The 25,253-nt window shown below is 74.1% G+C and carries 24 protein-coding genes and 1 riboswitch; of the genes, 8 read left to right on the top strand and 16 right to left on the bottom strand.

The features are described from left to right. The first annotated feature begins 1 nt into the window (after position 1). Complete coding sequence (locus tag ACIQVI_RS02705; RefSeq protein WP_403590152.1) at positions 2–280, top strand: hypothetical protein; 279 nt, start codon at positions 2–4, stop codon at positions 278–280. Between the two features lie 830 nt (positions 281–1,110). On the opposite strand, the gene ACIQVI_RS02700 is transcribed toward ACIQVI_RS02705, so the two are convergent. Next, positions 1,111–2,310, bottom strand: a complete 1,200-nt coding sequence (locus ACIQVI_RS02700; RefSeq protein ID WP_403590149.1) for an MBL fold metallo-hydrolase — start codon at positions 2,308–2,310, stop codon at positions 1,111–1,113. Between the two features lie 196 nt (positions 2,311–2,506). Here ACIQVI_RS02700 and ACIQVI_RS02695 point away from each other — a divergent pair, with 196 nt between their 5' ends. Next, on the top strand, positions 2,507–3,118 hold the full coding sequence (locus ACIQVI_RS02695) for a TetR/AcrR family transcriptional regulator (RefSeq protein WP_351971909.1): 612 nt from the start codon (positions 2,507–2,509) through the stop codon (positions 3,116–3,118). A gap of 100 nt (positions 3,119–3,218) precedes the next feature. On the opposite strand, the gene ACIQVI_RS02690 is transcribed toward ACIQVI_RS02695, so the two are convergent. The 3 genes from ACIQVI_RS02690 to ACIQVI_RS02680 form a co-directional block, all read right to left on the bottom strand. Then, on the bottom strand, positions 3,219–3,986 hold the full coding sequence (locus ACIQVI_RS02690; RefSeq protein ID WP_403590145.1) for an SIMPL domain-containing protein: 768 nt from the start codon (positions 3,984–3,986) through the stop codon (positions 3,219–3,221). Positions 3,987–4,129: 143 nt separating this feature from the next. Then, positions 4,130–5,158 (bottom strand): DUF6745 domain-containing protein, encoded by a 1,029-nt coding sequence (locus ACIQVI_RS02685; RefSeq protein WP_403590142.1) that lies wholly within the window; start codon positions 5,156–5,158, stop codon positions 4,130–4,132. A gap of 100 nt (positions 5,159–5,258) precedes the next feature. Continuing rightward, the gene (locus ACIQVI_RS02680; RefSeq protein WP_403590139.1) at positions 5,259–5,597 is read right to left on the bottom strand and encodes a hypothetical protein; all 339 of its coding nucleotides are present in this window, start codon (positions 5,595–5,597) and stop codon (positions 5,259–5,261) included. 161 nt (positions 5,598–5,758) lie between these two features. Between ACIQVI_RS02680 and ACIQVI_RS02675 the strand changes: the two genes are divergently transcribed. From ACIQVI_RS02675 to ACIQVI_RS02655, 5 genes are read left to right on the top strand one after another with little or no spacing between them, the layout of a single operon-like run. Continuing rightward, entirely contained in the window at positions 5,759–6,718 is a 960-nt protein-coding gene (locus ACIQVI_RS02675) for an STM4015 family protein (RefSeq protein ID WP_403590136.1), read from the top strand. Then, on the top strand, positions 6,715–7,872 hold the full coding sequence (locus ACIQVI_RS02670) for an STM4014 family protein (RefSeq protein WP_403590133.1): 1,158 nt from the start codon (positions 6,715–6,717) through the stop codon (positions 7,870–7,872). The genes ACIQVI_RS02675 and ACIQVI_RS02670 overlap by 4 nt, the downstream gene beginning before the upstream one ends. An 11-nt stretch (positions 7,873–7,883) precedes the next feature. Beyond that, complete coding sequence (locus ACIQVI_RS02665; protein WP_403592215.1) at positions 7,884–8,732, top strand: STM4013/SEN3800 family hydrolase; 849 nt, start codon at positions 7,884–7,886, stop codon at positions 8,730–8,732. After that, complete coding sequence (locus ACIQVI_RS02660) at positions 8,729–10,066, top strand: STM4012 family radical SAM protein (protein ID WP_403590130.1); 1,338 nt, start codon at positions 8,729–8,731, stop codon at positions 10,064–10,066. Before ACIQVI_RS02665 ends, ACIQVI_RS02660 begins: the two co-directional genes overlap by 4 nt. Before the next feature lie 9 nt (positions 10,067–10,075). Beyond that, the gene (locus ACIQVI_RS02655) at positions 10,076–10,936 is read left to right on the top strand and encodes an STM4011 family radical SAM protein (protein ID WP_403590128.1); all 861 of its coding nucleotides are present in this window, start codon (positions 10,076–10,078) and stop codon (positions 10,934–10,936) included. On the opposite strand, the gene ACIQVI_RS02650 is transcribed toward ACIQVI_RS02655, so the two are convergent. Both ACIQVI_RS02650 and ACIQVI_RS02645 read right to left on the bottom strand, forming a co-directional pair. Next, positions 10,923–11,735, bottom strand: a complete 813-nt coding sequence (locus tag ACIQVI_RS02650; protein ID WP_351971917.1) for an SGNH/GDSL hydrolase family protein — start codon at positions 11,733–11,735, stop codon at positions 10,923–10,925. The genes ACIQVI_RS02655 and ACIQVI_RS02650 overlap by 14 nt on opposite strands. 162 nt (positions 11,736–11,897) lie before the next feature. Next, positions 11,898–12,857 (bottom strand): peptidoglycan DD-metalloendopeptidase family protein, encoded by a 960-nt coding sequence (locus ACIQVI_RS02645; protein WP_403590125.1) that lies wholly within the window; start codon positions 12,855–12,857, stop codon positions 11,898–11,900. Positions 12,858–12,860: 3 nt separating this feature from the next. Beyond that, positions 12,861–13,020, bottom strand: a riboswitch (cyclic di-AMP (ydaO/yuaA leader). A 389-nt stretch (positions 13,021–13,409) separates the two neighbouring features. Between ACIQVI_RS02645 and ACIQVI_RS02640 the strand changes: the two genes are divergently transcribed. Then, positions 13,410–14,231 carry a tyrosine-protein phosphatase gene (locus ACIQVI_RS02640; RefSeq protein WP_403590122.1) on the top strand — a complete coding sequence of 274 codons (822 nt, stop codon included), beginning with the start codon at positions 13,410–13,412 and terminating at the stop codon, positions 14,229–14,231. A gap of 24 nt (positions 14,232–14,255) precedes the next feature. On the opposite strand, the gene ACIQVI_RS02635 is transcribed toward ACIQVI_RS02640, so the two are convergent. The 10 genes from ACIQVI_RS02635 to hpnC all read right to left on the bottom strand — a co-directional run bounded on the left by ACIQVI_RS02635 (position 14,256) and on the right by hpnC (position 25,184). Continuing rightward, positions 14,256–14,405, bottom strand: a complete 150-nt coding sequence (locus ACIQVI_RS02635; protein ID WP_163013793.1) for a DUF6126 family protein — start codon at positions 14,403–14,405, stop codon at positions 14,256–14,258. A 98-nt stretch (positions 14,406–14,503) separates the two neighbouring features. Beyond that, positions 14,504–15,133: a helix-turn-helix domain-containing protein gene (locus ACIQVI_RS02630; RefSeq protein ID WP_403590118.1), complete on the bottom strand. Its 630-nt coding sequence runs from the start codon at positions 15,131–15,133 to the stop codon at positions 14,504–14,506. A gap of 76 nt (positions 15,134–15,209) precedes the next feature. After that, on the bottom strand, positions 15,210–16,598 hold the full coding sequence (locus ACIQVI_RS02625; protein WP_403590115.1) for an aspartate aminotransferase family protein: 1,389 nt from the start codon (positions 16,596–16,598) through the stop codon (positions 15,210–15,212). 7 nt (positions 16,599–16,605) lie between these two features. Further along, positions 16,606–17,628, bottom strand: coding sequence for an adenosyl-hopene transferase HpnH (hpnH, locus tag ACIQVI_RS02620; RefSeq protein ID WP_121829568.1), 1,023 nt, complete (start codon positions 17,626–17,628; stop codon positions 16,606–16,608). A gap of 7 nt (positions 17,629–17,635) precedes the next feature. Continuing rightward, positions 17,636–18,310: a 1-hydroxy-2-methyl-2-butenyl 4-diphosphate reductase gene (locus ACIQVI_RS02615; RefSeq protein ID WP_351970589.1), complete on the bottom strand. Its 675-nt coding sequence runs from the start codon at positions 18,308–18,310 to the stop codon at positions 17,636–17,638. Next, positions 18,310–20,313, bottom strand: a complete 2,004-nt coding sequence (gene shc / locus ACIQVI_RS02610) for a squalene--hopene cyclase (protein WP_351970588.1) — start codon at positions 20,311–20,313, stop codon at positions 18,310–18,312. The genes ACIQVI_RS02615 and shc overlap by 1 nt, the downstream gene beginning before the upstream one ends. 108 nt (positions 20,314–20,421) lie before the next feature. Further along, positions 20,422–21,522 carry a polyprenyl synthetase family protein gene (locus ACIQVI_RS02605; protein ID WP_403590111.1) on the bottom strand — a complete coding sequence of 367 codons (1,101 nt, stop codon included), beginning with the start codon at positions 21,520–21,522 and terminating at the stop codon, positions 20,422–20,424. Next, positions 21,519–22,919: a hydroxysqualene dehydroxylase HpnE gene (gene hpnE, locus ACIQVI_RS02600; protein ID WP_351970586.1), complete on the bottom strand. Its 1,401-nt coding sequence runs from the start codon at positions 22,917–22,919 to the stop codon at positions 21,519–21,521. The genes ACIQVI_RS02605 and hpnE overlap by 4 nt, the downstream gene beginning before the upstream one ends. Positions 22,920–23,325: 406 nt before the next feature. After that, a complete protein-coding gene (gene hpnD, locus ACIQVI_RS02595) occupies positions 23,326–24,276 on the bottom strand; it encodes a presqualene diphosphate synthase HpnD (RefSeq protein ID WP_205613811.1) in 951 nt (316 codons plus the stop codon). Beyond that, positions 24,273–25,184, bottom strand: coding sequence for a squalene synthase HpnC (gene hpnC, locus ACIQVI_RS02590; protein ID WP_403590107.1), 912 nt, complete (start codon positions 25,182–25,184; stop codon positions 24,273–24,275). Before hpnC ends, hpnD begins: the two co-directional genes overlap by 4 nt. Between the last annotated feature and the right edge of the window lie 69 nt (positions 25,185–25,253).

The raw sequence follows: 25,253 nt of genomic DNA, 5'->3' as shown, positions 1-25,253 counted from the left end.
GATGCTCGAGCGGAAGCAAGCCGAGGAGCGAGCAGCGGCCTTCCTGGCCGACCGAAGCCGTGCCTGGCTCACGAGCGACGTCAGGATCGTCCAGGAGTACTGCTTCTCCGACGGAGGCCGGTTCATCGCGCCTTACAACACCACCGATTACCTCGACCGGGGGATCGACGATGCCCGGCTAGGCGGAAACCTCCCAGTCTCCGTCGACCTGGAAACGGGTGAGTGTTCCTTCATTACCTGGCAAGAGGCGGAGGACTTCATGGACCGAGACTTGCTCTGAAGAGTCCCCCGTGTGGAGCATGGGGTAGCCCGATAGGCCCGATACGCTGCCCCTTCTCGCAACCCTCTGCCCATTCCGGCAGGCCGACCCACACACTGTGATCCGCTCAGCCCACGTGTGGCAGAAGAGATGCGGTCCGCAGATCGACAGGAGGCTCCTCACTTCATGAGGAGCCTCCTGTCAGTTGGTGAAGCCCACGCGAGTCTCACGAGCTCCTTCCTCGTCGACGGAGCGCAGCGTGACACGACGCGCCACCGGTTGATCGAGTTCGCTTCGCCGACCTCGACATACGTGACGATCAGCAGGCTCCCGAGAGATCGGGTAGAAGATGACGCAGCTCCCGTCGTGCTGATCGTCCCGTCACGCGCAGTGCCCGCAAAGTGCCCTCTGCTTGCGCGGAGAGGGCTGGTTCTGGACCGTCGCAATGCGCTGCTGGATCCACTCACCTCTGCCCAGGCGGAGGCGGGTCGTCGGCCTGCCCGTGGACGACACCGGGGAGGCCGTGCTCTCCGCCGAAGCGGAGGCGCACGACGGCGGGTCCGGCTGCAGCTGCCAGGATGAGCCACTCGGACCCCCGGCACCCACCCCGCAGGTCCGCTTCACATGTCATCACGACCAGCCAGAAAGGCCCGCCTCGCAGTCCACGATGCGCGTCCGGACTACCACTCGCGACGATCCCCTCGCAGTCGGCAACGGCCTGTACTTCTGAGCGCTGACCGAGCACTCCTCGCGAGGCGCCCCGTCCAAAGCCCGGCACACCCGGTCACGGCCTTCAGCCGGGAGACGCTCCAGCATCCGCACCACCTCGGCAAGGTCGCCCCCGACCGACGTCACCGGTCGCCCGCCAGGTCGAGATCGTCGCTGCGCTGTTCGGGCGCAACCTCGGCCCGCCGAGGACGGCGCCACGGGCGCGCGATCGGATGGGACACCGCCCGCCACCACGGCTCCCCGGGCAGCTTCCCCGCAGGCTCGAACGGCTCGCCGGGCCGGGGGAGCGCCACCGCCTGGCCCGCCTCGTCGGCCGCGTCCTTCGTCCACTCCCCCGGCTCGGCCCACGGGTGCGGGGCCAGGTTGAAGGTGGCCCAGTGGATCGGCAGCAGCACACCGGCCGGACCGCCGCCCTGGAGGTCCAGGTGGGCGCGCGTCCCCTCGGCGGGGGTCATGTGGATGTCGGTCCAGAACTCCGAGTACGCGCCTATCTGGATCATGGTGGCGTCGAAGGGGCCGTGCTCGGCCCCGATGTCCCGGAAGCCGGAGAAGTACCCGGTGTCGCCGCTGTGGAAGATCCGGTGCTCCGGTCCCCGCACGACCCAGGAGGCCCAGAGCGTGTGCTGCTTGTTGCGCAGCCCTCGGCCGCAGAAGTGACGGGCCGGGGTGGCCGTCAGGCGCAGGGCGCCGACCTCGGTGGACTCGTTCCAGTCCAGCTCCCGCAGCCGGGAGGCGGACACGCCCCAGCGCTCCAGGTGCGCGCCCACGCCGAGCGGCACCGCGAAGAGCGTGTCGGTGGTGGCGAGCGCCTTGATCGTCGGCAGGTCGAGGTGGTCGTAGTGGTCGTGCGAGATCACCACCACGTCGACCGGGCCGAGCGCGGCGAGCGGCACGGGCACCGGATGGAGCCGCTTGGGCCCGGCGAACGGGAACGGGGAGCAGCGGTCGCCCCAGACCGGGTCGAACAGGACCCGGTGGCCGTCGATCTCCGCGAGGACGCCGGAGTGCCCCAGCCAGGTGAGGCGCAGACCGGTGGCCGGGGGCCGTGCCAGGTCGGCCACGGTGGTCGGGTGGACGGGGATCGCGCCGGTGGGGGCCCGGCGTGCGCGCCCCTCCTTCTCGAAGTACGTCCTGGCGAGCTCGACGGTGGAACCGGAGGGGCCGCGCCGGGCCTGCTCGGGGTTCTGGAAGATCCCGTCCCTGAAGTTCGGCGAACGCCGGATCCGGGCGAGGCGCTCGCCCGTGGAATCCGCGCCGAAGGACTCGGGGCGCAGGGCGCGCAGCCGGGCCCGCGACGAACGGTCTGAGCCGGTACCGGTCACAGGAGCTCCTGATCTCTGGGGGTCATTCCATTATGGGCGGCCCCCGGCCGAACGCCCGGGGCGGGCCGCCCGGCGCGGGCGGCGGCGGAGGAAGGGCTTCCGGTGAGCCCGAGAAGTCACGGAAGGTGTCGCCCCGGTCACCCGATGGAGCCATAAATGATCATGCCCTTGTCACGTGCTGTGTAGGCTGCCGGACGTGACGAGAGTGCGGTTGAGCGTGGCCGAGCGGCGGGAGGAGCTGCTGCGGGCGGCCGTGGAGCAGATCGAGGCGCGCGGGGTCGCGGCCGTGCGGATCGCCGACGTGGCCTCCGCGCTCGGCGTGAGCAACGCGCTCGTGCTCTACCACTTCGCTTCCAAGGAACAGCTGGTCGCGGCCGCCTTCGCGCACGCCGCCGAGGCCGACCTCGCCCATCTGCGGCGGCTGCTCGGCCGCCGCTCCACGGCGGTGCGCAGGCTGCGGGCGGCGGTCCGCTGGTACGCCCCGACCGGGCAGGCCAAGGGCTGGCGCCTGTGGATCGAGGGCTGGGCCGCCTCGCTGCGCGATCCGGAGCTGCGCCGGGTCGCCGCCTCCCTCGACCAGGAGTGGAAGGCGGCGCTGACCCGGGTGATCGCGGAGGGGGCCGCCGCCGGGGAGTTCTCCTGCCCGGACCCGGCCGAGGCGGCCTGGCGGCTCACCGCCTTCCTCGACGGCCTCGCCGTCCAGACCACCGCCTACGCCGGCCCCCTCTCCCGCGCCGCGATGCTCCGCTGGGCCGACGCCGCCCTCGCCCGGGAGCTGAACCTTCCGGACGGGGCGGGCCGGGAGTGAGGGGAGCGGGCGGCCCGGAGGGGTCCCGAGGCGCCGGAGCCGGTCGGCGTGGCCCGGCGCCCCGGAGGAACAGCCGCCGAAGCGGCCGTCGGAGCAGCCGTCAGAGCAGCTCGAAGACCGCCGAGACCGTGATCTGCTCCTCGATCTCGCCGGGGGCCAGGGGAACGCCCGAGTCCTCGGCGAGGGTGGGGGCGGCCCCGCCCGGGCCGGGGCGCACGGACTCGCCCTCGCTCAGCGAGACGAGCCGGCCGAGCCGGTGGCCGCTGAGCCGGGCGTGCTGCGTCGCCTTGTCGTACGCGTCCCGGAAGGCGGCCTCCCGGGCCTTGGACCGCAGCGCCGACGGGTCGGCCACGTCGAACACGACGCCGTTGATCCGGCCCGCGTCCCGGGTGGCGTCGTTGACGGCGCCGACGACCTGCCCGGTCCTGTCGATGTCACGGACCTTCACGGAGAAGGCCTGACCGGCCTGGTAGCCGGTCACCCGGCTCTCCCCCTCGGCGCTCTGGGTGTAGACCGGGGCCAGGGAGAGGCTGTCGGTGCGGATGTCGCGCTCGGCGATCCCCTGCTTGTGGAGCACCGCGAGGAGGGCTTCGGCCGCGGTCTTCTGCGCCGCCATCGCCTCCTTCGCCGTCGCCCGGCTGGCCTCGACCCCGATGGACAGAATCGCCAGGTCGGGCGCGGCGGACGCGCGCCCGTGCCCGGCGACGGTGACCGTGGCGGGCTCGGCCTTCAGGGCGGCGGGGAGGGCCGCCGCGCCCGGCGCGGCGGCCAGGGCGGGGGCGGCGGTGCCGGCGAGGAGGCCGCCGAGCAGGGCGGTGGCGGCGAGCAGACGGGTGGTGCGGGCGGCGCGTGGCCGGCGGGTCGTCACAGGCGGTCCCTTCGGGGGTGGATGCCGGGGCTCCGGCGGGCACATCCCAGCACCCGGGGCCGCCGCGTCCGGGACGCCACTCCTGACCGGCGTCCCCCTTCCCCTGTCCGTACCAGCCGGGTACCGCTACCGGGGCACACCGCTCAGGTCTGGACGAGCGGCTCGTACGCCTCGGGGCGGAGGCCGAAGGTCCAGGCGACGCCCTCCCGCGCGGTCCGGGTGGTGGGCGGCACCCGCAGCCAGTACGTGCGGTGGGTGCCGTCCGGTTCGGGCGTGGAGTTGACGACCTCGACCGTCACCACGTCCTCGTCGTCGGCCAGCTCGATCCGCCACAGGGCGCCCGTCTCGTCGCGGTGCTCGTGCCGGGCCCCGGAGGCGGCGAGGTAGCGGTCGTAGCCGTAGTGCTCCAGCATCACACGCCGCAGTTCGGCGTTCTCCTCGGCGCGTATCCGCTCGGGGGTGAGGTCCGCCAGACCGGCCAGGAAGGCGGCGGAGACCGTCATGCCCCGCCAGGCGTGGAGGGCGAACCCGTCGGGGTAGGCGAGCGCCGGCCCGTCGCCCCGGTCGAGGCGCCCGGCCTCGTCGCGGTGGAGTTCGACGGGCCGCTCGCAGATCACGGCGACGTCCTCGTACGGCCACCACCAGCCCGCGTGCGCGGCGACGGCGGCGAGTCCCGCGAGGCGCTCGCCGTGCCCGTCGAAGGCGGCGAGCCAGGCGGCGTCGTGCTGGCCGAGGACGGCGTCGAGCAGGACCAGCCTGACGTCGCCCGGTCCGCCGCCCGCCACCGCCTCCCCGTGCGCCGCCCCGTGCGCCTCCGTCACCGCGGTCCGTATCCGGTCGGCGAGGGCCCGGGTGAGGTCCCAGAGCACCGCCCCCGTCGACTGCCAGTGCGCCGCCCAGCCCGCCGGGCCGAGCGCGTCGTGGAGGCGGCGGCGCTCCTCGGCCCACGGCCGGGTGCGCACCTCCTCCCGTACCGAGCGGCCCCGGTCCGGCAGGCCGTCCAGGAGCGCGACGGCGGCGAGCGGCGAGTCCGCCCAGAGGACGCGCTCCGGCGGGGCGAGGCCCGCCGTGCGGTAGGCGAGCCGGACGCCGGCCTCGGCGGCGGCGCGGTCGGCGGGCCCGGTGGCCGCGGCGACGGCCCGCCACGTGTCCTGTGCGGTGGTGCTGTTCATGTCGGTGTCCCCCAAAGTCCCTGATCCGTCGGCCCGTCGGCCCGTCGGCCCACCGGTCCGTCAGTCCGTCAGTCCGTCAGTCCGTCAGTCCGTCAGTCCGTCAGTCCGCGACGATCCGGTACGCGCCGGGCACGTACTCCCGCTGGCGCACCACCCGGTACCAGCCCTTCGGCAGCGGTATCGGGGCGTGCTCCTCGTGCACCACCCGGCCGCCCTCGGGCAGGTCGAGCAGGAAGGGGCCGTGGGGCCCCGGCTCCCGCACGAGCCGGCCGGGGCCGGGGATCGCGTGGGCGTGCCCGGTGACCTCGCCGAAGGCGAGGACGAGACGGCCCCGGGCGTCCCTCGGCTCCCCCGCCGCCGTCCTCGCGCGCTCCGGAACGGCCGTCTCCCTGCCGGTACATGGCTGTCCCCTCCCCGTCCGGCGCGGTCGGCCGAACACGAGAACGACGCTAGGGGCCGCCACTGACAATCGGCCCCGGCCGGGGCGCGCACGCCGCCCGACCCGGCCCCGTACGGCCCCCGGCGCTGGGCCCTGTCGGTGCCGCTTGGTAGAACTCAGGGGTTCAGCGACCCACGCCGTCCGTCCTCTGGAGCACCGTCATGACCATCGGCCACCACCTGCGTGAGTTCCACGGCCTGCCCGTCTTCGAGTTCCCGGACGCGGCCGCGCCGGTCGAGCTGCCCGACGCGGCCGGGGTCGCCTGGCGGATCTCCGCGCCGACGTACTCCGACCCCGGGGACGAGGAGTGGGGCCCGCGCTTCGAGCGGTTCCTGAAGACGGTCGACGCCTCCCGGGTGCGCGCGCTCGTCGTCGGCGGCTGGGACGAGCCGTACGAGACCTCGTCCGCCGACGTCGTCACCGCCCTGATGGGCGCCAACAACCGGCTCACCGGCCTGGAGGCGGTCTTCCTCGGCGACATGACCTTCGAGGACTGCGAGATCTCCTGGATCGTCCAGTCCGACGTGACGCCGCTGCTCGCCGCCTATCCGGCGCTGCGCGGGCTGGGGGTGCGCGGCGGCACCGACCTGGCCTTCCCGCCGGTCCGGCACGCCGCCCTGGAGACCCTGACGGTGGAGACGGGCGGCCTGGGCGCCGAGGTCGTGCGCGGGATCGTCGGCAGCGACCTGCCCGCCCTGGCGGACCTGGAACTCTGGCTCGGCACCGACGAGTACGGCGGGGACAGCACGCCCGAGGACCTGGCGCCGCTGCTCGCCGGCACGTCCTTCCCCGCCCTGCGCCGCCTGGCCCTGCGCAACAGCGTGATCGAGGACGCCGTCGCCGCCGCCGTGGCGGGCGCGCCCGTCGTGGCCCGGATCGAGCGGCTCGACCTGTCCATGGGCGTGCTCACGGACGAGGGCGCGCGGGCCCTGCTCGACGGGCAGCCGCTGACCCACCTCGCGCACCTCGACCTCTCGCACCACTACCTCTCGGAGCCGATGCGGGAGCGGCTGCGGGCCGCGCTCGTCCCGCACGGCGTGACCGTGGTCATGGACGACCCGCAGACGTCGGAGGACGAGGGCGACGGCGAGGCCCACCGGTACGTCGCGGTCGCCGAATGACCTCCGGCCCGCGCCCCGTGGTCGTCGGCGTCCCGGCGGGCCGCCGCGTCGCGTTCTTCCAGGACGCGCTGCGGTCCGCCGGGCTGCCCGGGGCGCGGGTCGTGTCCTGGCCGGACGTGCTGCGGGGCCGGGCCCGGTTCGCGGCGGGCGAGACCGTGCGCCTGGACTCGCCCGGCGAGGACCCGGAGGCCGACCTGCTGCTGCGCGGGGTCGGCGATCCGACCCGGGTCGAGGGCACCGGCCGCTGGTACGGGCGGTTCACCGCCGCCGTGGCGGGCCTCGCCGAGAGCGTCGGGGAGGCGGGGGCCGTCCTCGTCGACGACCCCGCCGAGCTGCCGGTCCTGTTCGACAAGCGGCTGACCCACGGCCGGCTGCGGGAGGCGGGCGTGCCGGTGCCCGCGTCGCCGACCTCCGGCTCCGCCGCGCCGGCCGTGCGCGGCTGGGCGGACGTCCGGGCGCTGACGGCCGGGGCGGGGATGCGCCGGGTGTTCGTGAAGCTCGCGCACGGCTCCTCCGCCTCGGGGGTGCTCGCGGTGGAGACGAACGGCGCGGGCCGGGTCCGGGCCACCACCTCGGTGGAGCGCGATCCGGCCGGGCGGCTCTTCAACTCCCTGCGGGTGCGGCGCTACACGAGCGAGCGCGAGGTCGCCGCGATCGTGGACGCCCTGGCCCCCGACGGCCTGCACGTCGAGCGGTGGCTGCCGAAGGCCGTCCAGGACGGGCGGGCCGCCGACCTGCGGGTGGTGGTGATCGACGGGCGGGCCACCCACGCGGTGCTCCGCACCAGCCGCTCCCCCCTGACCAATCTGCACCTGGGCGGGGCCCGGGGCGACCTGGACGCGGCCCGGGCCGCGATCGCCGCCGCGGGCGGGCGGTGGACGGACGCGCTGGAGGTGTGCGAGCGGGCCGCCGCCGCGTTCCCCGGCACCCGGTGCGTGGGCGTCGACCTGCTGCCCGCGTCCGGCTGGCGCCGCTTCGCCGTGGGCGAGGTCAACGCCTTCGGCGACCTGCTGCCCCGGCTCACGGGCCTGCCCGGCGGCGGGGCCGAGGGCCTCGACACCTACGCGGCCCAGGTGGCCGCGCAGTTCCCCCGTACCGCGCACGCCCCACGTACGACGAGAACCGCCCGCACCACAGGAACGAGCACCGCGTGAACCAGCCCGACATGAACGCGATCGTCGGCAGCCACGACCTGCTCCTGGTCACCCTCGACACGCTCCGGTACGACGTGGCCGCCGAGCTGGCGGCCGGGGGCCGCATCCCGCACCTGGCCCGGCACCTGCCCGGCGGCGCCTGGGAGCGGCGGCACGCGCCGGGAAGCTTCACCTACGCCTCCCACCAGGCGATCTTCGCCGGCTTCCTGCCGACCCCGGCCGCGCAGGGGCCCCATCCCCGGCTGTTCGCGGCCCGGTTCGCGGGCAGCGAGTCGACCGCCGACGGCACCTGGGTCCACGACACCCCGGACGTCGTCTCCGCCCTCGCGGGCGAGGGCTACCGGACGGTCTGCGTCGGCGGGGTGGGCTTCTTCAACAAGCGGCCGCCACTCGGCACCGTGTTCCCCGGCCTCTTCCGGGAGAGCCACTGGGAGCCCTCCTTCGGCGTCACGTCCCCGACCTCGTTCGAGTCCCAGGTCGAGCGGGCCGAGGAGGTCGTGGCCGGGCTCCCCCGCGAGGAGCGGCTCTTCCTCTTCGTCAACGTGTCCGCGCTGCACCAGCCCAACTGGTTCCACCTGCCGGGGGCGACCCGCGAGGCGGGCGACTCCCGGGAGACGCACGCGGCGGCCCTGGAGTACGTCGACCGGCACATCGGGCGGCTCTTCGCCGCGATGAGCTCCCGCCGCCCCTGTTTCGCGATCGTCTGCTCCGACCACGGCACCGCGTACGGGGAGGACGGCTTCACCGGCCACCGGCTCGGCCACGAGGTCGTGTGGACGGTGCCGTACGCGCAGTTCGTCCTGCCGGGACCCAACGGAACCGACGGAACCGACGGACCCGACGAGGAGGCCGCCGCATGAGCACCCGCGCCCTCACCCCCCGCCCGTACCGCAGCTACGTCTACGCCTATCCGCACAAGACGGCCTACCGGGAGCTGTCCGAGCCCCCGGAGCTCGCCGCGCTCTGGGCCGGGGAGCCGAAGGACGCGCTCTCGCTCTACGCGCACGTGCCGTTCTGCGAGGTCCGCTGCGGCTTCTGCAACCTCTTCACCCGGATCGGCGCCCCCGGCGAGCTGACCACCCGCTATCTGGACGCCCTCGACCGGCAGGCGACCGCCGTGCGCGAGGCCCTCGGGGACGGGGAGCCGGTGCGGTTCGCCACGGCTGCGTTCGGCGGCGGCACGCCCACCTTCCTCACCGCCGCCGAGCTGGAGCGGCTCTGCGACATCGCGGAGCGGCGCATGGGGGCGGACCTGCGGGCGGTGCCGCTGTCCGTGGAGACCTCGCCCGCGACCGCGACCGCCGACCGGCTCGCGGTGCTCGCGGAGCGGGGCGCGACCCGGCTGAGCATCGGGGTGCAGAGCTTCGTGGAGGCCGAGGCGCGAGCGGCGGTCCGGCCGCAGCGCCGCGCGGACGTCGAGGCGGCGCTCGGCCGGATCCGGGACACCGGCGTCCCCGTGCTCAACATCGACCTGATCTACGGGATCGACGGGCAGACCGAGGAGTCCTGGCGCCGCTCGCTCGACGCGGCCCTGGCCTGGCGGCCCGAGGAGCTGTACCTGTACCCGCTGTACGTCCGGCCGCTGACCGGTCTGGGCCGGACGGCCCCGGAGGACGACCGGGAGTGGGACGAGCGGCGGCTGCGGCTCTACCGGCACGGCCGGGACCACCTCCTGGAGCGCGGCTACGCGCAGGTGTCGATGCGGATGTTCCGGCGGAGGGACGCGGCGCCCCTGGGCCCGGACGACCACGCCTGCCAGACGGACGGGATGATCGGCCTGGGCTGCGGGGCCCGTTCGTACACCTCGGCCCTGCACTACTCCTTCGACTACGCCGTCGACATGCGGGAGATCCGCTCGATCATCGACGCCTACACGGAGACCCGCGACTTCTCGCGCGCCCGGGTCGGCCGGTGGGTGGACGCCGGGGAGGCGCGGCGGCGCCATCTGCTCCAGTCGCTGCTCCAGGCGGAGGGGATGCCGGTCGCCGGGTACGAGGAGCGGTTCGGGTCCTCGCCGTTCGCGGACTTCCCCGGCGAACTGGGGCTGTTCGAGGCGCTCGGCTGGCTGGACGGGGAGGCGCCGGAGGGGCTGCTGCGGCTCTCGCCGGAGGGCCTCGCGCACTCGGACGGGCTCGGTCCCGAGCTGTTCTCCCCCGGGGTGCGGGCCGCGATGGCCGCGTACGAGCCGAAGTAGGGGGCGGCCGTGGACCTCACTCTGCTCTACCGGGGGCCGCTGTCCTCCTGCGACTACGACTGCCCGTACTGCCCCTTCGCCAAGCGCCGGGACAGCCGCGAGCAGCTGCGCGCGGACCGGGCCGCTCTTGAGCGGTTCACCGGGTGGGCCGCCGCGCAGACCGGGGACCGGCTGCGGGTCCTGTTCACGCCGTGGGGCGAGGGCCTGGTGCGCTCCTGGTACCGGCGGGCGCTGGTCGAGCTGTCCCGGCTGCCGCACGTCGAGCGGGTGGCGATCCAGACCAATCTGAGCTGCCGGACCGACTGGCTGGCGGAGGCGGACCCGGAGGCCGTGGCGCTGTGGTGCACGTACCACCCGGGGCAGACGCCGTACGAGCGCTTCCTCGCCAAGTGCCACGACCTGGCGGGGCGGGGGATCCGGTTCAGCGTCGGCGTGGTGGGGCTCCCCGAGCACCGGGAGCACGCGCGGCGGCTGCGGGACGCGCTGCCGCCGCACGTGTACCTGTGGGTGAACGCGGCGGAGGGGCACGCGTACACCGACGCGGAGGCCGACGGGTGGACGGAGCTCGACCCGCTCTTCCCGTACAGCCGGCATCCGCACCGCTCGGCGGGGCTGCCCTGCCGCACCGGCGAGTCGGTGATCTCGGTGGACGGCGGGGGGACGGTGCGGCGCTGCCACTTCGTCAAGGCGGAGCTGGGGAACCTGTACGACGGCTCGTACCGCGCCGCCCTGCGTCCCCGCGCCTGCCCCCTCGCCGTCTGCGACTGCCACATCGGCTACGTCCACCTGGAGACGCTGCCGCTGTACGACGTGTTCGCGGGCGGGGTCCTGGAGCGGATCCCCGCCGCGCCGCCCGCTACAGGGGCATGAGGTCCCCGAGGGGCATCAGGTCGGGGCGCTTGGCCTCGACGTGGTCCCCGGAGCTCTCGCCGCGCAGCCGCCGTCCGATCCAGGGGACGAGGTACTCCCGCGCCCACTGGATGTTGTCCCGGCGCACTTCGAGGGAGCCGCGCGGCGGAACCGGCGGCCACACCTGGTCGGGGTCGGCGGGCACCGGCAGGCCGAGGACCTGGGCGGCGCGCAGGGCGACCCGGGTGTGCCCCTCGGGCGAGAGGTGCAGCCGGTCGTCGTCCCAGGCCCGCCGGTCCTGGACGGACTTCAGGGACCACAGGTCGAGGACCGGGCAGCCGTGGCGGTCCGCGATGGCCCGGACGTGCGCGGTGTAGGTGGCGATCTTGCCGCGCAGGTGCCGGAGCACGGGGACGTCGCGGGTGTCGAAGCCGGTGGTCACCATGACGGTCCCGACGGCGGAGGTGAGTTCGGCGACGGCGCGCTCGAAGCGCTCGGCCACGTCGTCCGGGTCGGTGCCGGGACGGATGATGTCGTTGCCGCCCGCGCAGAAGGTCACCAGGTCGGGGGCGAGTTCCTTCGCCCGGGGGACCTGTTCCGCCACGATCTGGTCGAGGAGGCGCCCGCGTACGGCCAGGTTGGCGTAGCGGAAGGCGTCGTGCTCCGGCAGCTGGTCGGCGAGCAGGACCGCGAAGCGGTCCGCCCAGCCGACGTACGTCCCGTCGGGGCCGGGGTCTCCGACGCCCTCGGTGAAGCTGTCACCGATCGCCGCGTACGACCCGAATGCGTTCTTGTCTCTTGATCTCGAATCGTCTGCCACGGGGGCACATCCTTCCCTTTCGCATGTGACCTACGCGACCGTAAGGAGGGGTTGACGACGGGTGACATATGCCACCGATAAAGATTCGCCCAAGTCGGAATAGGCCGACGGCCCGGCATGGAATGTGCCGGGCCGTCGGAAAGGGTGTCTCCCGCGTGCGCGTCAGACGGAGACGCCGTGCTGGCGCAGGTAGGCCAGCGGGTCGACGTCCGAGCCGTAGTTCGGCGTGGTGCGGATCTCGAAGTGCAGGTGCGGGCCGGTGGAGTTGCCGGTGGAGCCGGAGAGGCCGATCTGCTGCCCGCCGCTGACGCTCTGCCCGGCCGAGACCGAGAGGGAGGAGAGGTGGGCGTACTGCGAGTAGTTGCCGTCCGCGTGCTGGATGACGACCTCGTTGCCGTACGAGCCGCTCCAGCCGGCGGAGACGACCGTGCCGGCGCCGACGGCGCGGACGGTGGTGCCGGAGGAGGCGATGAAGTCGACGCCGGTGTGGTAGCCGGAGGACCACATGGAGCCGGAGGCGCGGTACGGGGTGGAGAAGCCGCCGGTGACGGGGGCGACCCAGCCGGACGAGGAGGCGGTGGAGCCGGTGGAGCTCTCGGCGGCCTTCGGGGCGGCGGCGGTGGCCGGGGCGGCGGCGCGGCGGCTCTCGCCGCGGGAGGCGCGGGGGGCGTCGTCGCCGTTCTTGCCGGACTCCTGGGCGCTGGGGGTGCTCTTCGGGCCGGCCGGGGCGGAGCCCTTGGCGCCGATGGTGAGCTTCATGCCGGGCAGGATGAGGGAGGGGTCCGCGCCGATGGTCCGGCGGTTGTCCTCGTACACCTTCTGCCAGCCGCCCTCCAGGTGGTGGTCGGCGGCGATCTTCGACAGGTAGTCGCCGGGGACGACGGAGTACGTCCGGGGGCCGGTCGTCGCGGCGGGCTTCGCGGGGGCGGCCTTCGCCGCGACGGCGTGCGCGGTGACGGCGGACCGGACGGAGGCGGCGGCCGGGGCGGCCTGCTCGGCGGCGTGGGCCCCGGTGGCGCCGAGGAGCGGGAGGGCGACGACGGCGCCTCCCGTACCGGCGGCGGCGAATCCGCGGGTGAGGGGGTTGCTCTTGGGACGGCGGTGCTTACCCTTCGCGGGCATGGCGAATCCTCTCCGGCGCCTGCGAGGTGAGCTGTCGGGTTCGGACTGGAGATGCCCGGCCGCGCTCGCGCGCGGCTTCACCCCGAGCCGTCCTGCATCGCGGGACCGGCGTACTTCCTGGGTCCCCCGCTCCTGCCACGCATGGGATGGGTGGAATTCCGGGCGGTGGCAGGATTAGGCGGTCCGTCCGGATTGACCGTGACGCTAGACGAGCGGGGTCGGCGCGAACAAGCCGCTGTTTTGTCCCGGCATTCCGCCCTAGATCGTTCCCCCGGGATTCCGGTCACCCTCCGTGGATGACGGTCCTTCGACTCCCTTTTCCCGTAAGGGGATTGCGGCGGGCCTCCGGCCACGATCCGTCACTTCTATGACCCTGCTCACGCACCGAAACCCATCTCGTCCGTAAACAGGGCGCGTTATATCCAACGTGCCAATTCGGACAGATTGCCCATTCCCGTCCGAGGGGATGCGCCGCGCCCTTCCCGCCCGGATGATTGCCCCCGGAACCGATTTCTCGTCGGGCACCCGAACGCCGACTCTCCAGGAGCATCCGTGACGCAGCAGCTGCCGCAGGTCCCGCCCATCGAAGCCGCCGAGCCCGAGCTGGCGGAGGTCCGCAACTTCCGGGACGTGGGCGGCCTGCCGACGACGGACGGGCGGGCGGTCCGCCCCGGCCGGCTCTTCCGCAGCGGCCACCTCGCCCACGCGACCGAGAGCGACGCCGCCTTCCTCGCCGGCCTCGGGCTGCACACGGTCTTCGACTTCCGCAACGAGGCCGACCGGCGGATCGAGGGCCCGGACGTCGAGCTGCCCGGCGTACGGAACGTGAACATACCCCTCAACGACCCGGCCGACGGCAAGGAGTTCTGGAAGCTGGTGCGCGACGGCGACACCGCGCAGCTGCGGGAGATCCTCGGCGAGGGCAAGGCGGCGGCCCGAATGTCCGATTCGTACCGGCGGATGGTGGTCGAGCGGACCGCGGAGCACAGCCGGATCCTGCACTCCATGGCGGAGGAGAGCGTCCCGGCCCTGATGCACTGCGCGGCGGGCAAGGACCGGGCCGGGCTCGCCGTCGCGATCACCCTGCTCGCCGTCGGAGTCGAGCGGACGGCGATCGAGGCCGACTACGTGAAGTCGAACGAGCCGCACCGCCGCTACAAGGTGCGCCGCAGCTCCACCGCCCCGGACGCCATGGGGCCCGAGGTGATGGAGCTGCTGGCCCCGCTCTTCGACGCGCGGGCGGAGTACCTGCTGGCGGCCTTCGAGACCATCGAGACGACCTGGGGCTCGGTGGACGCCTACTTCTCCGGGGGCCTGAAGCTGTCCCCGGAGACCCGTGAGCGGCTGCGGGAGCGCCTGGTCACCGGGGCGTAGGAGGGGCGGCGCCTCCCGGGGGCCCTACTTCGCGCCCATCGCGAAGAGCAGGTAGAGGAAGCCGGCGAAGAGGTGACCGGCGATCAGGTAGGCGAAGAGACGGAGCACCAGGCCCTTGGGGAACTTGCCTTCCCCGCGCTCCTCGCCGGTGACGGGTGCGGACTTCTCGGACATGTCGGTCCTTTCCTGAAGAATCGTCACAGGGGAATCGTTACGGCGGATCGCCGAAGCGGATCGGCACGACGGATCGCCACGGCGGATCGTTACGGCGGTCAGCGCCGGTGCGGGGTCCCGTCGCCGAGGCACAGCTCGGCGACGGGGCTCTGCAGCAGGGTGTGGACGAAGAGCAGCTCGGCCCCGCCGGGGGTGGCGGCGCCGATCCGGTGCGGGGTGAGCGAGTCGAAGTGCGCGCCGTCCCCGGGATCGAGGACGTGGACCGCCTCGCCGAGCACGAGCCGCACCCGGCCCTCCAGGACGTGGATCCACTCCTCCCCCGGGTGCACGCGCACGATGTCGTCCCGGGTGGCGTACGGCACGTGGACCCGCAGGCACTGGAGGGCGCGCCCGGCGCCGCCCGCCTGGCGGTAGATCCAGCCGTCGGCCTCGACGGGTTCGGAGCGGCCGGCCCGGACGACGGGATCGCGCTCGGGGGGCGCCTCTCCCAGGAGCTCGGAGACCGTCGTACCGTAGGTGCGGGAGAGGGCGAGCAGCATCGGCAGCGAGGGCTGCCGGTTCCCCGTCTCCAGGCGCGAGAGGTGGGCCGGCGAGAGGCCGGCCCGCCGGGCGGCGGCCTCCAGGGTGAGCCCCCGGCGGCGGCGCAGGGCCCGCAGCTGCGGTGCGACGTCGGGCAGGACGCCGGAGGTGGCGGGGTCCGGGGAGGTGTCCCCGGGGACGTGGTCCATGCCCCCATTCCGCCAGGATCGTGCCTCCGGGGCAAGTTTCTTGCCCCAGAGGCAAAACCCGGAGGGTCGTTTCAGGTCAGCGCTGCGCGACCGCCTGCTTGACCAGGGTCTTCCCGAAGTCCCACATCAGGCCGCCCCCGCCGTGGGCCTCGTCCATGACCGCCGTGAAGGCGGTGACGAACCGGTCCACGTCCGCCTCGTCGACGACGAGCGGCGGGATCAGCTTGATCACCTCCAGGTGGTCCCCGGAGACCTGGGTGAGGATCCTGTGCCGCTGGAGCAGCGGGACGACGACCATCTGGGCGAAGAGGCCCTTGCGGGCCGCCTGGAGCACCGTCCAGCGGCCGCGCAGGCCGAGCGAGGACGGCCTGCCGAACTCGACGCCGATCATCAGACCGCGCCCGCGGACCTCGTGGAGCAGCTCGTACCGGGGCACCAGCTCCTTCAGGCGGCCGGAGAGCAGGTCGCCGATCCGGCGCGCGCGGGCGACCGTGCCCTCGTCCTCCATCACGGAGAGGACGGCGAGCCCGGCGGCCATGGCCTGCGCGTTCGATCCGAAGCTCGCGGAGTGGACCAGGACCCGGTCCATCGACGAGTAGACCTTCTTGAAGATCCAGTCCTTGCCGAGGGTGGCGCCGACCGGCACGTAGCCGCCGGAGAGCGCCTTCGCGACGCAGACCAGGTCCGGCTCGACGCCCTCCTCGTGCTGGTACGCGTAGAAGTCGCCGGTCCTGCCGAGACCGGTCTGCACCTCGTCCGCGATCAGCAGGGCGCCGTGCCGGCGCAGCAGCTCCCCGGCGGCGCGCAGGAAGCCGGGCGGCGCCGCGTGGACGCCCTTGCCCTGGATCGGCTCCACGACGAAGCCGGCCACGTCCCCCTTGCGCAGCTCCCGCTCCAGGGCGTCGAGGTCGCCGAGGGCGATCGCGGTGTCCGGCAGGAGCGGGGCGAAGCCGTCCCGGAAGCCCCGCTCGCCGTTGACGGAGAGGGAGCCGGTGGTGAGCCCGTGGAAGGCGTGGTCGCAGTAGACGATCCTGGGCCGTCCGGTGGCGTACCGGGCGAACTTCAGGGCGGTCTCCACGGCCTCGGTGCCGCTGTTGCCGAAGAAGACCCGGTCCAGGTGGGGGCTGTGGGCGAGCAGCCGCTCGGCGAGGAGGCCGGGCAGCGGCTGGCAGTCGAAGCGGGTGAGGTCGGCCAGATCGGCGTCCAGGACGTCGTGGAGGGCCTTGCGGACGACGGGGTGGTGCCGTCCGAGGCCCATCACGCCGAAGCCGGCGAGCATGTCCAGGTAGTCGTTCCCGTCGGCGTCCCAGAAGTGCGCGCCCTCGGCCCGCTCGTAGACCTTGTCGAAGCCGAGGGTGCGGAGCATCCGCGGGAGCTGGGGGTTGAGGTACCGGGCGTGCAGCTCGTACCGCTCGCCGCCGCGCTCGGCGAGCAGCCCCCGCAGGTCGAAGCCGCCGCCGGTCACGCGCCGCTCACCTGCTGTTCCCGGAGGCGGTCTCCCGGACCGCGCGCAGGGACTCCTTGAGGGAGCCCATGGTGGCGAGGACGGCGGTGGGCTCGTAGCCGCAGTGCGCCATGCAGTTGGCGCAGCGCGGGTCCTTGCCCCGGCCGTACTTCTCCCAGTCGGTCTCCTCGACGAGCTCGCGGTACGTGGGGACGTAACCGTCGCTCATCAGGTAGCAGGGCCGCTGCCAGCCGAAGAGGGAGTAGTTCGGGATGGCCCAGGCGGTGCAGGGGAAGTCCGCCTTCCCCTCCAGGAAGTCCAGGAAGAGCGGCGAGTGGTTCAGGCGCCAGCGGCGCCGGTTCCCGCCGGCGAAGGCCTTCTTGAAGAGCTCCCTGGTCTGCTCGACGCCCAGGAAGTGCTCCTGGTCGGGAGCCTTCTCGTAGGCGTAGGCGGGCGAGATCATCATCTCGTCGACCTCGAGGTCGTCGTTGAGGAAGTTGAGCACCTCGATGATGGTCTGCGGGGTGTCGGTGTTGAAGAAGGTCGAATTGGTGGTGACCCGGAAGCCGCGCCGCTTGGCCTCCTTGATCGCCGCCACCGCCTCGTCGAACACGCCCTCCTTGGCCACGGACTCGTCGTGCCGCTCGCGCAGCCCGTCGATGTGCACGGCGAAGGCGAAGTACGGGGAGGGGGTGAAGTTCTCCAGCTTCTTGCGGAGCAGCATCGCGTTGGTGCAGAGGAAGACGTACTTCCTCCGCGCCACCAACTGGCGGACGATCTCGTGGATCTGAGGGTGCATCAGGGGCTCGCCGCCCGCGATGGACACCATGGGGGCGCCGGACTCCAGGACCGCGCCGACCGCCTGGGCGACCGGCATCCGCTGCTTGAGGACACCCGCCGGGTGCTGGATCTTCCCGCAGCCCTCGCACTTGAGGTTGCAGGCGAAGAGCGGTTCGAGCTCGACGATCAGCGGGAACTTGTCCCGCTTGCGGAGCTTCTGTTCGAAGAGGTAGGTCCCGACCCGGATGGACTGACGGAGCGGCATGGCCATAACTCGCTCACCTCCTGGGGAGCAGCAAAGAACGGTGCCATTCGAAGAAAGCGGGAAGGACGGCACGAAGGACGCGAAAGGCTGATATTCCCCCGCGCACCGTGCCAATACGGACCAGCTCATGTTCTGGAGCGTCCACGACCACCCGGACGGCCGCAACCGGACGCGCGCCCGGCCCCTCCCCGAAGGCTCCGGCGGCCCGTGCGGTGCGCAGGGTCGCGGCGGACTCCATGTCGACGGCGATCGCGCCGGTGCCGCGCAGCGCGGCCCGCTCGGGGCCCCGCACCACATGGTCGGAGCCGCTCAGCGGGCCGACGTGCACGGACCGGCCCGGCACCGCCTTGACCAGGGCCTTCACCAGCAGGTCCGTGCCGGTGCACGAGGTCGTGCCGTCGGGCCCCCGGGTCTCGTCGGCGACGACCAGGTCCCCGGGGTGCATCCCCGGGGCGAGGCCCGCGCAGAACCCGGAGGCGATCACGGCCGCGTCCCACCTATGCCGCTCCCCCAGCGCCCGGGAGACCGCCTCCCGGGCCCGCTCGGGGCCCATGCCCGTCCGCAGCACGGTGACCGGGCCGGGGGCGCCGCCCCGGTCGCCGCTGCGCAGCGCGAGCTGCTCGATGCCCAGCGCGCAGGCGATGAGCAGCGGCGGGGCGGCGGCGCCGGGGCCCGGCGCGCGGCCCATCAGCCCTCCTTGCGGGGCGACGGCTCCCCGTACGCGTAGCGGCCGAGCGCCGTCAGGGGGAAGACCTGGCGGTAGAGGTGGTAGTTGATCGAGAAGTCCCAGGGGAAGCCGGTGCCGGTGAAGTACGGCTCGTCCCAGGAGCCGTCCGGGAGCTGGGTCGCGGCGAGCCAGGCGACGCCCCGCCGGACCGGCTCGGTCTCCCGCTCGCCCGCGGCGAGCAGGGCGATCAGCGCCCAGGCGGTCTGGGAGGCGGTGGAGGCGCCGCGCCCGACCCACTGCGCGTCGTCGTACGAGCGGAGGTCCTCGCCCCAGCCGCCGTCCTCGTTCTGCACGGAGCCGAGCCAGGCGACGGCCCGGCGGACCGCCGGGTGGGAGGCGGGGATCCCGGCGGCGGCGAGGGCGGGGAGCACCGAGCCCGTCCCGTACACGTGGTTGACGCCCCAGCGGCCGAACCAGGCGCCGTGCGGCTCCTGTTCGGCGAGCAGCCACTCGATCCCCCGCTGGGTGCGCGGGTCCTGGGCCAGGCCCTCGTGGGCCAGCATCTCCACCACGTGGGCGGTGACGTCGGCGGAGGGCGGGTCGACGACCTCGCCGAAGTCGCAGAAGGGCAGCTTGTTGGGGAAGGGGCTGGTGTTGTCGGCGTCGAAGGCTCCCCAGGCGCCGTTGCGGGACTGCATCCCGAGGGTCCAGCGCGCGCCCCGGGCGACGGCGCCCTCGACCCGGGCGGGGTCGGGGTGCCGGACCCGGCGCAGGGCGAGCAGGACCTCGGCGGTGTCGTCGATGTCGGGGTAGTTGTCGTTGTGGAACTCGAACGCCCAGCCGCCCGGCGGGAGTCCGGGCCGGCGCACCGCCCAGTCGCCGGTCCGGGTGATCTCCTCGTCCAGCATCCAGTCGACGGCCTTCACCAGGGCCGGGTGGTCGGGCGGGAGCCCGGCGTCGGCGAGGGCGATGGTGGCGAGGCAGGTGTCCCAGACCGGGGACTGGCAGGCCTCGACCATCCGGGAGCCGTCCTCGCGCCGGACGGCGAACCGGTCGAGGGACTCCAGGCCGGCCCGCATGACGGGGTGGCCGAGGTCGTAGCCGAGGAGGTGGAGGGCGATGATCGAGTAGACGGCGGGGGGCTGGATGCCGCCCCAGCAGCCGTCGTTCTCCTGGCGCTCGACGATCCAGCGCGCGGCGAGGTCCATGGCCACCTTGCGCACCGGGCGGGGGGCCACCCGGTGGTAGAGGTGCAGCGCCTTGTCGAGCCGCTGGAAGAGCCCGTCCCAGCCGGTGAGCGGGGCGAGCGGGCGGGGCGGGTTCGGGCGGGCCGGGTCGGTGTGCAGCTCGTCGAGGGGGAAGGGCGCGGGGCGGACCGGGCGCTTCGCGGAGACCACGGTGAGCGGCACGATCGTCTGGCGGGCCCAGCAGCCGAAGTCGTAGATGTTGAGCGGGAACCACTTGGGCAGGAAGAGCAGTTCCGGGGGCAGCTCGGGCAGGTCCTCCCAGCGCCACCAGCCGAAGAGGGCGAGCCAGATCCGGGTGAAGACCCGGGCGGCCGCGATGCCGCCGCGGGCGCGGACCCAGGCGGAGGCGCGGGCCATGTGCGGGGCCTCGGGCGGGTCCCCCGCGAGGCGCAGGGCCACGTAGGCCTCGACGGTGGCGGAGACCTCGCCGGGTCCGCCGTAGAAGGTGGCCCAGGCGCCGTCCTCGCGCTGTTCGCGGCGGATGTGGAGGGCCGCGGCCCGGGTGGTGTCGGGGTCGAGGATGCCCAGGAACTGGCGGAGGAGCAGGTCCTCGGCGTCCATGGTGACGTTGGTCTCCAGGTCGCCCTTCCACCAGCCCGCCGGATCCTGGCGGGCGAGCAGGTGCTCGGCGGCGCGTGCCGCGGCCCGCGCGGCGGTCTCGTCGAGTCTTCCCGGGGCGGGGTCGGGCCCCTCCGGGAGAGCGGTGTCGGTCGTCTTGCCGGCCACGGCCGTCCGGGGGCTCACGGCCCCGGCGTTTCCGTCGGTCGTCGCTGTCATGGCTTCCCCTTCGCGCAGTCTGTTTCCTTCTGCTCCTGCGGGTCTGCCGTCGGCCGGCGCCGGGTGGCACCGGCCGGCGACCGCGAACTCATATCAGGGTGATGGTGATCATCTCTTCCGTACGACCACGAAGTCGGCCAGGGCGGTGAGCTGGGCCCGGACGCGGGCGGGCATGTCGACCTCGTCCAGGGCACCGATCGCGACGGCGTGCTGGCGGCGGGCCTCCTGGGCGGTCCACTCCCGGCCGCCGGCCTCCTCGATGAGGGCGGCCCGCGCGGCGAACTCCTCCTCGGAGAAGGAGTCGAAGTCGCTGGACTTGGCGTCCGCGGCGAGCAGCTCGCCGAGCCGCTCGGAGGCGGGTCCGCCGGCGGCGAGGGCGGCGACGACGGGCAGCGACTTCTTGCGCTGGCGCAGGTCGCTCCAGGTCTGCTTGCCGGTGGACTCCGGGTCGCCCCAGATGCCGAGCAGGTCGTCCACGGCCTGGAAGGCGAGGCCGAGGTGGTAGCCGTACTCCTCCAGCTTGTCGGCGGTCCGGTCGTCGGCCCCGCCGAGGACGGCGCCGATGGAGACGGCGCAGGCCAGGAGGGCGCCGGTCTTGTTGCCCTCCATCTCCAGGCACTCCTCGACGGTAACCCGCTCGCGGTGCTCGTAGGAGATGTCCTGGGCCTGCCCGTCGATCAGCTTGCGGGTGGCCGTGGTGAGCCGGCGGGTGGCCCGCCCGGCCTCGACGGTGCCGAGTTCGAGGAGCAGCTCGTTGGCGAGGGCGAAGAGCGCGTCGCCGACGAGGATGGCCTGCGCGGGGCCGTGCACCTTCCACACGGTGTCGCGGTGGCGGCGCTGCTCGTCGCCGTCCATCAGGTCGTCGTGGAGCAGCGAGAAGTTGTGGACGAGTTCCACGGCGACGGCGCCGGGGATCCCGACCTCGGGCGCGGCGCCCGCGGCCTCGGCCGACAGCAGGGCGAGCGCGGGGCGGACGGCCTTGCCGCCGTCGCCGTCGGCCGGGTTGCCCTGGGCGTCGATCCAGCCGAAGTGGTAGGCGGCCACGGTGTCCATGGGCGGCGCGAGGCGGTCGACGGCCGCCCGCAGTACGGGGGTGGACAGGGCCCGTCCCCGCTCCAGCAGTGCGGACACGTCCGCGGTGTCGACGGCCGGGTGTCCCGGCGGCGCTGTCGGCACGGTCTCTCCTCTTGTTCCGGTACTCACACTCATACCGCCTCCTGCAGCGGATGGTCATGGCGGCGGCCGAGGGCGGAGAGCGCCGCGCCCGCGGCGCTGAAACCACTGCGGACGGCCCCCTCCATGGTCGCGGGCCAGCCGGTGGCGGTCCAGGCTCCGGCCAGGTAGAGGCCCGGTGCCCGGGTGCGGGCGCCGGGGCGGAGCCGGCCGGTGCCCGGGGCGGGGTCGAACGTCGCCGTCCGCTCCCTGGTGACGAAGAAGTCGCGCACCCCGGCGCCGCGGGCGGCGGGCAGCAGCCGCTCCAGCTCCGGGAGGTAGCGCTCGCGCAGGACGGCGACGGGTTCGTCGATGTCGTCCTGGGCGGCGGACTGGGAGACGGCGAGGTACTGGCCGCCGCCCGTGAGGCCCGAGGCGTCGGTGCGGTCGAAGACCCACTGCACCGGGGAGCCGAGGGCGGTGAAGAAGGGCCGCTTCAGGACCTTGCGGTCGTAGACGACGTGCAGGTTGAGGATGGGGGCGGTGCCGAGGTCGAGGAGCCGGTCGGGGTCGTCGAGGGCGCCCTCGGGCAGCAGGGCGTGGGTCTCGTGCTGCGGTACGGCGAGGACGACGGCGTCGGCCTCGATCGTCTCGCCGGGCACCTCGACGGTCCAGCGGCCGTCGTCCGCGCGGGAGATCCGCTCGGCCTTGGTGCGCAGTTCGGTGCGCACCCCGAGGGCGGCGAGGGCCTTGCCGGCCAGGGTGTCGTGGAGTTCGCCGAGCGGGACGCGGGCCCAGCCGATGTCGGCGGCGCCGGGCTCGGAGAGGAGCCCGGTCTTGAAGACCATGGCGGCCAGGCCCATGGAGGCGTGCGGGGCGGTGGCGTTGAGGGTGGCGACGCCGACGAGGTCCCACAGGGCCTCGACCGCGCGCGGGGACTGGCCGTGGCGGCCGAGCCAGGTGGCGAAGTCGATGCCGTCGAGGGCCGGGTCGGCGGGGTCGAGCCGGCTCAGGGCGAGCGCGGCCCGGCCGACGCTCACGCGCTCGACGGCGCTGAGGTGCGGGTAGGTCGCCAGGCTGCGGGCCAGGTGGAGCGGGACGGGCAGGTCGTCGCGGCGGATCCGGCCGAGCCGGGGGCCCCGGCGGTGGCCGACGTCGAGGACGGGCACGTCGAGGCGGTCCTGGACGGGGGCGAGGCGGGTGCCGTCGATCCGGTCGAGGAACCAGCGGTAGGCGGTGCAGCAGCGCAGGTAGACGTGCTGGCCGTTGTCGACGGTCAGCTCGCCCCGGCGGAAGGAGAAGGCGAGGCCGCCGAGCCGGGGCCGGCCTTCGAGGAGGGTGACGCGGAGGCCCGCGTCGGCGAGCCGGAGCGCGGCGGTGGTCCCGGCGAGCCCGCCGCCGACGACGACGGCGTGGGCCTGCCGGGCGTCCTGCCCGGTTGCGTCCTGGGTCACGCGGCCTCCGATCGATCGGTCGTGTCCGGTCCCGTCGCGGACGGTCCCGGCGGATTCGGTCCCGGACCGTACGCGCCGACCGTGCTCAGGGACGCCGGAACGACACCGGGGGTTGCGGCGGGGGCGGTGCCCGTACGGGGCCGGGCGCCGGGCCCGTGGATCGCCGCGCGGGCGGTGTCCGTACGAGAGGCTGCACCGGTCCCGTGGATCGTCGCGCGGGCGGAAGCGGTGGCCGTACGGGGGCGAGTGCCGGCCTCCCGGGCCGCCGCGCGGGCGGGGGCGGCCGGACGGGAGACAGGCCCGGGCCCGTGGGCCGCCGTGCGGGCGGTGGCCGTCCGGAGGACGGTGTCGGGTCCGGCGGTCGTCGCGCGGGCCGGGGCGGCCGGGAGGGTCGGCGCGGGCGGGGTCATCGGGGGCGCCTCCTGACGTCGCGCCGGGCGATGTGGCGGGTGTCGAGGCCGGAGAGGCCGCGCACCGCGACGTACGCCTTCTCGCGGCCCGGCAGGGAGACGCGGCCGCGCAGGACCGCCTCCGGGTCGCGCTCGATCCGGTCGAGCAGGCGCCGGTAGATGCCCGCCATGGCGGCGACGCAGGCGCCGCTGCGCCGGTCGAGCATCGGAAGCAGCCGGTAGCCCTCGGCGAACAGCGCGCGGGCGCGCCGCACTTCGAAGTGGACGAGCCCGGCGAAGTCGGAGCCCTCGGGCAGGGGGCCGGCGAAGCCGTCCCCGCAGCCGAACTTGGCGAGGTCGTCGGCGGGCAGGTAGGTGCGCCCGTTCTCCGCGTCCTCGCGCACGTCCCTGAGGATGTTGGTGAGTTGGAGCGCGAGCCCCAGGGTGTCGGCGTACTCGGGGGCGCGGTCGGCGCCGTGGGCGCCCGGCTGGGTGCCGAAGACGCCGAGGGAGAGGCGGCCGATGGCGCCGGCGACGCAGCGGCAGTAGACCTTGAGGTCGTCCCAGGTCTCGTAGGTGGCGCCGTGGACGTCCATGAGGACGCCGTCGATGAGTTCGTCGAGGCCGTCCAGCGGGATCGGGAAGCGCCGGGCGGAGTCGGCGAGGGCGACGGCGACCGGGTCGGTGTCGTCCTCGTCGATCTTGTCGGAGCGGATCCGGTCGAGCAGGTCCCGCGTGGCCTCCAGGCGCTCCCGCTTGGCCTCGGGCGCGAGCGTGCCGTCGCCGATGTCGTCGACGCGCCGCGAGAAGGCGTACAGGGCGGACATCGCCTGGCGCTTCTCGGCCGGCAGCAGCCGGATGCCGTAGGCGAAGTTGCGGGCCTGCTGCCCGGTGACCGCCTCGCAGTAGCTGTAGGCGGCCTGTACCGGTGCGGACGGCTGGTGCTGTCCCTCCACGGTCACGGTCACCCCTCTCTCCGCGCCGTGAGCAGGACCTGTCCCGCCCGGCGCAGCAGGCTCGGCTTGGTGGGCCCGGGCGGGCCGGTCAGTACGTCGAATCCCGCGTCGGTGATCGCGTCGAGGGCCGCGAGTCCCCCGGCGGTGAATCCGGCCAGGAGGAGGCGGAGGCGGCCGTGGACGCTGCCGACGAGGGGGGTGCCCGCGTGGAGCAGTTCCCGGGCCCGCTCGGCCTCGAAGGCGATCAGGGCGCGGACGGAGGCCCCGGCGGTGGGCCGGGCCAGGTCGCCCTCGGTGACGTGGAAGCGCTTGAGGTCCTCGGCGGGCAGGTAGATCCGGTCGCGGCCGAGGTCCTCGGCGACGTCCTGGAGGTGCTCGACGATCTGGAGGGCGGTGCAGATCTCGTCGGAGCGCCGGACCCGCTCGGGGGTCTCGGTGCCGGTGATCCCGAGGACCAGGCGCCCGACGGGGTTGGCGGAGAGCGCGCAGTACGCGAGGAGGTCGTCGTACGTCTCGTACCGGCCGACCAGCTGGTCCTGGCGGTTGGCGGCGATCAGGCCGAGGAAGGGCTCGGGGGTGAGTCCGCACCGCTCGACGGTCGGCCGGAGGGCGCGCAGCAGGGGGTGGCGCGGGGTGGAGTCGAAGACGCGGCGGAGGTCGGCCTCGAAGGCGTCGAGGAGGACGAGCCGGTCGTCGGCGTCCCCGGGGCCGACGCCGAGGTACCGGGCGTCGGCGCCGCCGGGGGCGAGGTCGCCGTCGCCGATGTCGTCGACGAGCCGGGCGTAGCCGTAGACGGCCATGAGGTCGTCGCGCCAGGCGCGGGGCAGGAAGAAGGGGGCGACGGGGAAGTTCTCGTCCGCCGCCTTGCCGAGTGTGGCACGCGAGGTGGCGCCGGGGCGCGCCTGCCGGGGGTCCGTCACCGGTCGCTGCCCGACGGAGGGACGGCGACACCCTCGTGGAGCTGGAGATTCTGCGTCATGGCCGTCACG

This window comes from Streptomyces sp. NPDC098101 (genome assembly GCF_044760185.1).
Classification (GTDB): domain Bacteria; phylum Actinomycetota; class Actinomycetes; order Streptomycetales; family Streptomycetaceae; genus Streptomyces.
This window is presented reverse-complemented; position numbering and strand designations above follow the sequence as displayed.